The following is an 11238-nucleotide window of genomic DNA, read 5'->3' as shown; positions in this document are numbered from 1 at the left end:
AAACTTAACTAATACTAAAGAAATAACTAATAACTATAAACAAAGTAACAATACTAACAGTAATAAAGTAACTTATTACAATAATAATGAAGAGTATAATATAACAAAACTAACTAACTACTCTTCTCATTTAGTTACCTATAGTAAACAAGAAAGAGTAAGGAATAAAGGAGATGGAGAAGATGATGTTGGAGATGATAGAAATCTATATGCTGTCTAAGAAAAAATAAAGAAAATAAAGAAATCTGAATTGACTTGACAAGATAGTTATGTTCAAGTAAAATTAAAGAAAAGAGGAGAAATACCAAAAGATGAAATAATAGATATAGTTAGAAGCCTAGATAAAGATTCAGGAGTGTCAATTTTTACTAATAGAGATGATTGTTATGAGATATACTATGTAGCAGGAGAAGTAGACCCTTCTGATACTTATTATTATACTTGTAGTATATTTTTTGAGGATGACTTCGATACACCTAGTAAGCATTTTGATTCAGCTACAGGGGTGGTTTTATATACCCTAAAGGAACTACAGAAGACAAATTCCTTTATTGTAGATATTGATTAAATACTACAATGTGTATTAGAATGAAATAAAGGGAAGTTTTAAAATGTTAAATAAACTATTATAAGAAGATAACTCAGCAAGAGGGTACTTTGTAGATTCTATGAAATCAATATATGATTTTTTTAAGCATGGCCAATATGAGGAAGAGGACCTAAGAATAAGACGTTATTTAGGAAGCTATATTCTAGAGTATAACGGTGATGATCCTTTCTATGTATTATATAGAGAAGAAGGTATAAAATGATGGATATAAATGAAAACTGAAGCTAAAGAATTAAAAACTAAATGTTATGAACTTATTAAGTCTAGAAAATACTACAATAATAATTCAGATGGACTATTGATAATAGCTCTACTAGAAGATATACTAGAAAGAGAAGTAATGTTGGATATCAACTTATTATTTAATGAAGGTGATTCACATATAACTAAAAAAGACTATGGCTATATTTTAGTATGTAGATTAGTAGAAGATTTGGCTAAGAATTATTTGAAGGGGGAAATGAAAAATGAATGAAAAAGATAGAATAGCTTTTAAAGAAAGATTCTATATAGAGGCTGATAAACAAGGAATTGAAGTTAACACTGAGTTTCAAAAAGCTCTAGAAACAATTGTAACAGGCTCTAATGTATTCCTAACAGGGAACGCTGGTAAAGGTAAGAGTACTTTCATAAATATACTGAGAGCCTGTTATACTGGTAATATGGCTGTCTGTGGCTCAACAGGTGTAGCTTCAGCCAATATTCAAGGAGTAACACTTCACAGTTTAATGTCTCTACCTCTTAAAGCTATTAGTAAGCACTCAGAGTATATGGAAGTAGCACAGAAGGCTATATCAAGGAATGGTGCTGTATTAAAAAATCTAGACTTACTAGTGATTGATGAAATCAGTATGACAAAGCCATATCACATTTCTGCTGTGGATCATATATTAAAGCAAGCTAAAGAGTGTGAATATAAACCTTTTGGTGGTTGCTCTATTATACTAACAGGTGATGTAGCACAAGCTAGTCCTATCGTAGATAACAAAAGTTATGAACCAGCTTTCTTAAAAGAAAACTTTGAAGGCTGTCCATTTTTCTTTTCTTCACCAGCATACAAACTAGGAAACTTCAAGTTTATAGAATTAAAGAAAAACTATAGACAGGGTAAAAATGATTTTAGTGATACATTAGATAGGTTAAGAGATTACACTTTTACACAATCAGATATAGATCTAATCAATACTAGAGTAGTAAATGAAGAAGACTTTTATGCAGAGGATGACTTTTTATATTTGTCAAGTACAAATAAAGTTGTTAATGCTGTCAATAAATCTTGGCTCGATGCTTTAGAAGGTAGATTATATACCTTCAACGCTGAAACAAGTGGTAAAGTACTAAAGAGTCTTATACCTGATACACTACATCTAAAAGAAGGATGTCAAATTATGGCACTTCGTAATGATAAGGATAAGCAATATTTTAATGGAAGCAGAGGAACCTTCCTAAAACAGATAGATAATGATACTTTACTTATAGAGATAGAGGGTGAAAAGATAAAAGTAGAAAGATATGAAGAAAAGTCAATAGAGTATAAGTTTGATAAAGAATCTAATTCCGTAATTGAAAAGACTATAGGAAGAAGACTTCAATTCCCCATTACACAAGCAAGTGCAATTTCAGTACACAAGTCTCAAGGAATTTCACTAGATAGAGCTTTTATAGACTTAAGCAAGTATTTTAAACCTAGTGGATTAGCATATGTAGCTTTATCAAGGGTTAGAAAATTAGAAGGAGTAGGTTTAGCTAGAAAAGTTACAGCTAAAGATTTTCCTGAGAATGAACACTTGGTAAAGTTTTTAGAGGAAAACGCTTAGAAGTAAGCTTGACAAAACTATAAACTTAATATAATATTCTAAGAGTAAAGGGAGAGAAAAATGGAAAAACTAATAACAGAATTATATGAGCATAAAGGTGTAAAAGCCTTAGTAAGACCCGAAACATCGGATAGTTTCGTAGTGAGAGAAGTAATGCAAGGAGAATATAATAAACTTAATATAAGAGAGGATGATATCATAGTTGACTTTGGCTTAAATATAGGAATGTTTACAACATTTGCTTTAAAAAAAGGTGCTAAAAAAGTTTATTCTTTTGAACCTGATAAAGAAAACTATTATCTAGCTACCAAAAATGTTGAAATGAATATTCCTGATAGTACAAGGTATAAACTAAATAATGATGCAGTTATTGGAAATAATGATAAAACTAGAGATTTTTCAATTAATGTAAAGAGAAACAAAGGAGCCCATTCTCTCATTAAAAAAAGAGGAAGAGATACTATTACCGTCAGTTGTCAAAATATAAATAAGGTTTTAGAAAGTATTAAGCCTACAATTGTAAAAATGGATATTGAGGGTGGAGAATATGAGTGTCTAAAATCGCTAGAAAATAATTTTGAAGGTGTACGAGAGTTTATTATGGAATTCCACCATGCACATTTAAATGATATTCCTGAGCATAAAAAGTATAATGAAATTCTTAATATACTACGAGGTATGTTTGATGTTGTTGAAGCTAGAGCTGAGACTAAGAAAGCTCGGGTAAATATAGTTTATTGCTATAATAAATAAAAAAGGATAAGTAAATGAGTAAAGGTCTTTTAAATGTTGTAAACAGTCACATAAATAATCTTAATATAGAGATAGGAATATCTAAGTCAATAGCAACTGATGAGTGTAGTAAGAAAGCACTCGAAACATTAAAAAATAATATGATTGATGTACAGAGTAAGTTTGTAAAAGATATAGAAGAGTTATTCTATAAATAGAGGAGAAGTAAATGAATAAATTTAGAGTAAACAAAGGGGAGATAACAATTCCTATAGAAGAGTTCAATCTTTTTGAGGACTTAAATATTGAACTCAAAGAAAAAGAGATAGAGCTAAAACAACTAAAAGCTAAATTAGAATCTGAATATCAGGTTAAAGTGAGAGAATTAGAGGAGAAGAAGAAAGAAATAAACAAACTTATTGAAGATAATATGTTAGTAGGTGTTTCAAACATTACTTTAGAAACAAGAGATCCTAAATATGGAACTTATGAGTGTTTTGCTAAGTTTACCAACTACACTATTATGGATTCAGATCTAGAAACTAAAATACTAACAAATAATTTGGAAGCAATAAGTAACTGGTTTGTAACTAATTTTGATAAACTAAAGTTTCTAAAGAGGCTAGAACCTAATGAAATTTACAAGTGTTTTAATGAAGCGGTTGAACAAGCTACAGGAATTAAGCTATAATATAATAAGTACTATACTAATAAGCTTATCGTTGATAAGTTAACATATTTTTATTAAAGAGCCGAAAGAAAGCAAAAACAAGCTAAAGAAAAGGCGAAAGGAAGAAAAGAATGAGTTTAACAAGAAAGGAAAGATATGAATTATCTTTAAAAGCTAGAAAGGAAGGAGAAGCAAAAGAGGGAGTTTCATATCCAAAAGAAGTACATCCAGAATATTGTTCTGCACCTAAAGGAACACCAACACTATTTAGACCAATGACCTTTAATTCAGAGTTAGATCCTAAAGAAGGTACTGACCATAGATTTTTCTATAAGTCATTTTTAAAAGATGATGAAGGGAAGTTCTTTCCATTTAAGAGGGGATTTGATGCATGGTATAAACATCCTATCTACAAAATTGTAAAGAAAGTTGGTAAATACGAATATGATAAGGAAGCAAAGTCTAGAAAATATGACAATCAAGGTTGTGAGCTTTTATTAGATATTACTCATAATGGTGATATTGAAAACACTATGACTTCAGGCTGGGGACCATCTAAAACCCTATTGATGAATGTTGTAGATAGAATGGATGATTGGTGTCGAGAGAATAAGCACTCAAAAGTTTTAACTAATAAATATGAGCTTGATGAAGAGAATGATAGAGTAAGAACTGATTATGGAATTAAAGTATCTCAGTATGATGATATGTTTCAAGAAGCTGAAAAGCAACTTGGTTCTGTTGTAGACTTTGACTTTCTAACAATTAAGTTTAAAAAGCCAAGAGAGATAAGTGGTGGGAAGAAGCAGTATTATGAAACAATGCTTGCTGAAATGGCAAAACCTTATATTGGTGAAAAGTATGGTGAGGACTATGCTAATGCTATTATAGAGGATTATGATACTGATAATGAAATGTCCTATGAGATGTATGACTTTGACTCTATGGATCTATACAAGCCATCTTCAATTGGTTTATTCTTATCTAAGAAGAGTCAGTTTATAAAAGCAGTAGACAAAACCTATGGGACAGATTTTTTCAACGAGCTTACAGCTTTAGCTGATGCTGAGAAGAGAGAATCAGGTGAAGAAGTAGAAGAGAAAAAAGCTACTGAACCTACTACTAAAAAAGCTTCTGAGACATCTGAGGATAAGTCTAGTGACACTCCGGAAGAAAAGGTGAGTACTACTTCAACTAGAACTACTCGAGGCTCTAGAACTAGTGTTAAAGAGGAGGCAAAAGGATTCAATCCTAAAGACCTAGATCCAGAGGAATTTAAGGGACTTAGTAAATTAAAAGCTGAGGAGTTAGCAAAAATTATAGGTGTAAATGATGATGGAACTTTACAGTTTGTAGAGGGCTGCACACTAGAACCTTGTGACAAACCAGATTGTAAGATGAACTTCCCTGTCGATTTTCAGACCTGTGTTTTTTGCTCAGCGGAATACACCTAATAACTAAAATTAAAATAACTTTTAAAATAAACCCTATTGCACTTGATGTAATAGGGTTTTTTGTTATATACTAATAGTAAGGAGATCAAATGGATATAAGTGAAATAACATTCAAAATATGTCAAGAAGGTAACACTAATGGGTCAACTGAGAAAACCGAAGTATTAGACATTATAGTAGAAGCATCTTTATTTATAGATAAAAAAGATGAGTATTTCTTTACACTAAAAACGGAAACTGGTTGGAGTATTGAAAATAAAGAAGAGATGGGTAAGCTACTAGATAATTGTAAAAAGTCAGTAGATATTTTTATAGAAAATATTAAAGGAGAAAAATAAACAATGACATTTAAAGATTACATAACTGAAGCAAAGAAAACAATTACATTTGATAGCAATGAGAAACTACTATTCTGTTGCACTACAGGCCTATTAGGAGAGTACTCAGAATACATAGAGCATTTATCTATAGAGTCCTCAGAAGAGTTACTAGGATATGAATTAGGAGATATTTGCTGGTATATTGCAGTACTAAGTGACCATCTAGGACTTGAACTGGAGTCACTTGGAGGTATGGACTGGATAGGTGATCTACAAGATGATGGTTATATGCTAATTGGGAAGACTCAAGAATACTTAAAAAAATCAGTAAGAGATAACAACTGGAAAATTAGTATAGCACATACGAACTATATCTATGATTTATTAGAGAAATTATTAGACGCTATAAAGCAAGAATGTAGATTATATGATCTAACACTATCAGATATATTAGAGGCTAATGTTAAAAAACTTAAAAGTAGGCAAGAAAGAAATGCATTGCAAGGTAGTGGAGATAAGAGATAAAATAACTGTCACAAGATGGCAAATATAAATAATAACGCTATGAAAATAGTACTATTATAACACTAATCAATAAATAAAAATCATAAAATAAAAGGAGATAATTTGAAAAAAATAACAGTATATTCAACTCCAACCTGTTCTAAATGTCAAATGTTAAAAAAGATACTTGATAGTAAAAACATAGAATATGAAGTTGAAAGCAACATGGAAAAGATAATGGATATAGCTAGAGAGGTTAAAACTACAGAACTCCCTATAATGACTATTAGTGAGTCTGATACTAGTGATATATTTAGTGGTAGTGAAGCAATAATCAAAGGTAAGGGGATGTAAAGATAGGATGGATAAATATATAGACGAATACAGAGATCAAGCAGACTGGAGAGTAAAAGAAAACTCAAATACTATATTCTCTATTGGAGGATTAAAGAATCTTTTAGCAGAGACAGCTATAGCAAAGCACTCTTTAAATATGTTGCCTAATAGCATTAGTCAACTACACAAGGATCATTTCCTGCATATTCATGACCTAGGAAATTTCAGTATGCCTTACTGTGCTGGGTGGTCAACAAAGGATATTCTATTAAAAGGACTACAAGTAGATACTAGATTTCCCTCATCAGAGCCAGCCAAGCATTTAGGAACAGCTCTAGAACATATTTTAAACCATTGTTTTTTATTAACTCAAGAGTTTAGTGGGGCACAAGCCTATTCTTCTTTAGATATTTATTTAGCACCTTTTATTAAAGAGGATAAACTAACATATAAAGAAGTTAAACAACAAATACAAAGACTCATATTTGCATTATCTCAGAAATATCGAACAGGATTACAGTCCCCGTTTTCAAACATAACTTTAGATTTAAGTCCACTAGGAGAGATGAAGACAGATAACGTAATAGTGGGTGGTAAGGAATTAGATTATACATATAGCGAATGTCAAAAAGAAATTGATATGTTTAATAAAGCTTTTTGTGAGGTGATGGGTGCTGGAGATGGAATGGGGAAACCTTTTTCATTTCCTATTCCTACATATTCGATTACTAAAGATTTTGACTGGAACAGTGAAATATCAGACTACTTATTTGATATGACTGTAAAATCAGGTATTCCTTATTTCTCTAACTTTGTTAACAGTAGTCTTGACCCAAATGATGTGAGGTCAATGTGTCCTTTAACGGGTGATACTAAAGTTTTAGTAAAGACTAGTAAGGGTATAATGAATAAAAGTATTGTTTCTATTGTAAATACCATGAAGCAACATAATACAGAGTATGAGGTATTCTATAAAGGAGAGTGGTCTAAAGCAGAGCCAGTAAGAGTTCCTATGACTAAAGTATTTAAACTTACTATGTCTAATGGTGATATAATTAAAATGGGAGAGAGTCATTTACAACCCACTTTAGATAATAAAACCTTAATGGCTTCTGAATTAAAAGAAGGTATGTTTTTACCTTACAATAGTGATGAATTAGGTAGTGACTTAGGATCTTATGACATTGGCTATGTAGTAGGTGCTTTTGCAGGAGATGGAAGCTATGATAGGAAGTGCTTAGTGTATTCTCTAGACAAAAAAGAAAAAGATGATGAGACTGAAGAAATATTAACAAGGGTGTGGAAAGGTCTAGGTTGTAGTGTAACTAGTACATTAAAAAAAGCTGTTAGAAGCATATATATCGGTGTAGGAGGACGAGATCTAGTAGAAAGATATATAGAAAATGATAATGCTTTAACGAAGTCCTTATCTAAAAATGTATTTAATTCTAGTATAGAGTTTAAAGAAGGCTTATTGGCTGGATTTAGAGCTACTGATGGGGCTAGAGATAAGAATAGGTTATATACCTCCTCTATAGATTTAAGAGATGGACTAAAAACTGTACTAGCCTCTTTAGGAAGAAAAGGACTTTCTAATTACATTGATACAAGAGATGGACGATTAGGAACAAATCCTAATTATAGAATTGACTATCCTAATAGAGATAAATATGGTAGTCTATATACTAGTGATGATAATTTTAATTACTTTTCTATTACTAAAATAGAGGAAGTGCAATCTTTAAGTAAAGAGCTGTACTGCTTTGAAGTAGACAATGTTGATAGTAGATTTACACTTAGTAATGGATTAGTTACTCATAACTGTAGACTCCGATTAGATAAAAAAGAGCTTGTTAATAATGGGGGTGGGTTATTTGGAGCAGGAGAACTGACAGGATCTGTAGGAGTTGTAACTTTAAATATGGGAAGGTTATCATATATAGCACAAAACCCACTAGTAGAGAATGTTGTAGAATTATTGAAAGACTATCCTAAGAGATTTTTAAACAAGTTTAAGTCTCTTATGACTGTTAGAGAAAGGTTTGAGTTTCTAATTTCTTACTCTATGGATAAAGGAGCTAAATCTCTAGTAATAAAGAGAGATTTGAATGAGGAGAACTTTGCATTAGGATTATTTCCTTATACCAAAGCTTATTTAGGAGATTATTCTAATCACTTTAACACAATAGGTCTAATAGGAATGAATGAGGCCATGCAAAACTTAGGACATGAAAGTATACTAGATAAGGAAGCTAAAGACTATTCAGAGTTTATATTAGATTTTATGTTAGAGAAGTTAAAAGAATACCAAGTGGAGTATGGGGACTACTATACTGAAAAGTATGGATATTCTAAAGGACTACTATTTAATCTTGAAGCAAGTCCCGGTGAGGGTGCTGGCTATAAATTAGCTAGATATGACAGAGAGCTTTTTGGTGATGATATTAGTTTAGCTAGTAATGACTTAGATTCAGAGCCTTACTATACTAATTCTACACAAGTACCACAAAATCATGAAATAAATAGTAATCTATTTTCTGTATTAGATCACCAAGATTCATTACAGTCTAAATATACAAGTGGAACTGTCTTTCATATTTATACAGAAGGAAAACTAACAAAGGAAAAGGGAAAGGGCTTAATTAGGAAAGCTTGTGAAAATTACACAATACCTTATTTTTCTTTATCACCCACAATTACAGTATGTCCTATACATGGAAGACTAGATAAAGAATATGATTTTTGCCCTTTTGATCATACAGAAGAAGAGTTGGATTATATTAAAAAAATGGGTGGTATGATAATTACTACTCAAGAAGGAGAATAAGTAGTGATAAAAGTTAGAACAACATCATTTACTAAGGTTGTAGGCTACATAGCGCCTACAACAAACTTTAACATTGGTAGAAAAGCTGAGTCCGATAGCAGAGTTAAAGTATCGGTTTAATTTCTATCTAAGTATCTTGCTATGAGTAGCAAGATACTTTTTATTTACAAAGGGGAATTACTAGAATATGAACATATATAATATAAAAGAGTCATCATTAAATGAAACATCAGGAATAAGTTTAAATATATACCTCTCAGGCTGTAAAGGGTATTGTGAAGGATGCCATAGTGATCATACATGGGATTTTAATAGTGGATCTGAGCTAATATTGTGTGACTTAATAGACCATCTATACACAGTAAAAGATTTTACATTTGATCATATTTGTATATTAGGAGGAGAGCCTTTAGACCAACCTGTTTTTGATTTAATAAATTTATGTAAAGCACTAAAAGAAACCTTTGAGAGTAAACCCTTATGGTTGTATACACATTTTGAGTTAGATGAAATATCAGAAAATCTACTAGAATGTGGATATGTAGACTTTATAAAAACAGGTAAGTATGAAAAAGACCTACCAGAAGCTGAAGAGCAATATGGTGTATTTTTAGCTAGTAACAATCAAGTTATACATAAATTAAGATAAATGTATGCTATACTATACAAAAATGGTAAAATAGACTAAAATGTATAGTATAACACACAATAATAAAAGTACTATTATAGTATGGAGCTAACAAAAGACCACCTTATAAAAGGTCAAATAATAAAAGCTGGTACTAATATTAGAATTAGAGAGCCTAACAAAGATATAAAGTTTGTTGGTAAAACTTTTACTGATTACTCCAAAGAATATATAAGTGAAGCTATAGATTTTATGTTAGGTTACTTAACTAATAAACAAGTCACTAGCATGAAAGTAAAGAGAACACCTTCTAAGAAAATGCTTGGTTATGTATCATTAGATCAAAAAACTGTTGATACACTAAACTTTACAATGAATCTAGGTAAGAATCCTAAGTTTAACATAGATAATGCTCTAACTCATGTTAAGCAAATATTAGAAGATCAAATGATTATTTCTGATAGTAATACCGTTTCTTGGGAGGGAATAAATTACTCAGAAAATACTACAGATGGACTAGACTCAGAAGCTTATAGAAATAGTCCTTGGGAAAAAGAGGCTTATGGTAGAACTGATGAGATAATAAATGCTTGGAAAAATAGTAAGTGGTATAAGATACAAGAAGTAAACGCTAAGAAAGCACTTAAGCTACTAGGACTTGATGGATTTCTTGATGGTATAGAGGACTTTGAACACTCCGAACTAGAAGAAATAGGTAACAGATATATGAGTATAGTAGATTAAACTATAGACAAAATACAAAGCATAATATATAATTAAATTATATGAAGGAGAATACTATGGAAAATATAAAAGAATCTGGACTATCAAGAGTCTATCAACATGTACAAAAACATGATTGTGGGGGGATAACTGCCTATAGAACCTACAAAGATAAGGAAAAGACTATAGAGTTTTCTAGAAAAGAGAAGCAAAACAGAAACAAGCTATTACTTAGCAAGCTTTTTAAACTAGGTTATGATGTAACATCCGTAAAAGGTTATTATCCAGAAGCAGGAGTAGATATATCTGAAAAAGAAGGTAAAGAAGAGTCTTTTTTCGTAGTGGATAGTAATGATAGAGGCTCTTTAAGAAAAGACTTAATGAACCTAGGAGAAGATGATGATTTTGGAGCAGAAAACCACTTACATCAAGATTCTATTCTATTTATTCCTAGAGGTGGAAAAGAAGCTTTCTTAATAGGAACTAATATAAATACTGATATAGGATACCATGAAGAAATACCTCTTGGAGAGTTTGTAGGTGGGAAGGCAGGCGTATTCTATTCAAGAGTTAATGGGAGACCATTTTTACTTGAAAATGTAGTAATTGAATATAAT

Annotated in this window: 15 protein-coding genes; all 15 read left to right on the top strand. The window is 31.0% G+C overall.

The window, feature by feature from the left end:
- Nucleotides 1-220: hypothetical protein (locus tag PF569_00370; GenBank protein ID MDA3854681.1), on the top strand; the 220-nt coding region annotated here is incomplete at its 5' end.
- Nucleotides 221-355: 135 nt separating this feature from the next.
- Nucleotides 356-568, top strand: a complete 213-nt coding sequence (locus tag PF569_00365) for a hypothetical protein (protein MDA3854680.1) — start codon at nt 356-358, stop codon at nt 566-568.
- Between the two features lie 253 nt (nt 569-821).
- Nucleotides 822-1085, top strand: coding sequence for a hypothetical protein (locus tag PF569_00360; protein ID MDA3854679.1), 264 nt, complete (start codon nt 822-824; stop codon nt 1083-1085).
- Nucleotides 1078-2427 (top strand): AAA family ATPase, encoded by a 1350-nt coding sequence (locus PF569_00355; protein MDA3854678.1) that lies wholly within the window; start codon nt 1078-1080, stop codon nt 2425-2427. Before PF569_00360 ends, PF569_00355 begins: the two co-directional genes overlap by 8 nt.
- A gap of 60 nt (nt 2428-2487) precedes the next feature.
- Nucleotides 2488-3180 (top strand): FkbM family methyltransferase, encoded by a 693-nt coding sequence (locus PF569_00350; GenBank protein ID MDA3854677.1) that lies wholly within the window; start codon nt 2488-2490, stop codon nt 3178-3180.
- A 14-nt stretch (nt 3181-3194) separates the two neighbouring features.
- Entirely contained in the window at nt 3195-3377 is a 183-nt protein-coding gene (locus PF569_00345; GenBank protein ID MDA3854676.1) for a hypothetical protein, read from the top strand.
- Between the two features lie 11 nt (nt 3378-3388).
- On the top strand, nt 3389-3850 hold the full coding sequence (locus PF569_00340) for a hypothetical protein (GenBank protein ID MDA3854675.1): 462 nt from the start codon (nt 3389-3391) through the stop codon (nt 3848-3850).
- Between the two features lie 110 nt (nt 3851-3960).
- Complete coding sequence (locus PF569_00335; protein MDA3854674.1) at nt 3961-5283, top strand: hypothetical protein; 1323 nt, start codon at nt 3961-3963, stop codon at nt 5281-5283.
- 89 nt (nt 5284-5372) lie between these two features.
- A complete protein-coding gene (locus tag PF569_00330) occupies nt 5373-5621 on the top strand; it encodes a hypothetical protein (protein MDA3854673.1) in 249 nt (82 codons plus the stop codon).
- Between the two features lie 3 nt (nt 5622-5624).
- The gene (locus tag PF569_00325; protein ID MDA3854672.1) at nt 5625-6128 is read left to right on the top strand and encodes a hypothetical protein; all 504 of its coding nucleotides are present in this window, start codon (nt 5625-5627) and stop codon (nt 6126-6128) included.
- A gap of 102 nt (nt 6129-6230) precedes the next feature.
- The gene (locus PF569_00320; protein ID MDA3854671.1) at nt 6231-6461 is read left to right on the top strand and encodes a glutaredoxin domain-containing protein; all 231 of its coding nucleotides are present in this window, start codon (nt 6231-6233) and stop codon (nt 6459-6461) included.
- Between the two features lie 7 nt (nt 6462-6468).
- Nucleotides 6469-9270: a hypothetical protein gene (locus PF569_00315; protein MDA3854670.1), complete on the top strand. Its 2802-nt coding sequence runs from the start codon at nt 6469-6471 to the stop codon at nt 9268-9270.
- Between the two features lie 187 nt (nt 9271-9457).
- Nucleotides 9458-9919, top strand: a complete 462-nt coding sequence (locus PF569_00310) for a 4Fe-4S cluster-binding domain-containing protein (GenBank protein ID MDA3854669.1) — start codon at nt 9458-9460, stop codon at nt 9917-9919.
- 81 nt (nt 9920-10000) lie between these two features.
- Entirely contained in the window at nt 10001-10642 is a 642-nt protein-coding gene (locus PF569_00305) for a hypothetical protein (protein MDA3854668.1), read from the top strand.
- A 56-nt stretch (nt 10643-10698) separates the two neighbouring features.
- On the top strand, nt 10699-11238 hold a 540-nt coding region (locus PF569_00300; GenBank protein ID MDA3854667.1), incomplete at its 3' end, for a hypothetical protein.

The sequence above is a fragment of the Candidatus Woesearchaeota archaeon genome, from assembly GCA_027858315.1.
GTDB lineage: Archaea > Nanobdellota > Nanobdellia > Woesearchaeales > UBA583 > UBA583.
The sequence above is the reverse complement of the archived record's forward strand: the minus strand, read 5'-3'. Positions and strand labels throughout refer to the sequence as shown.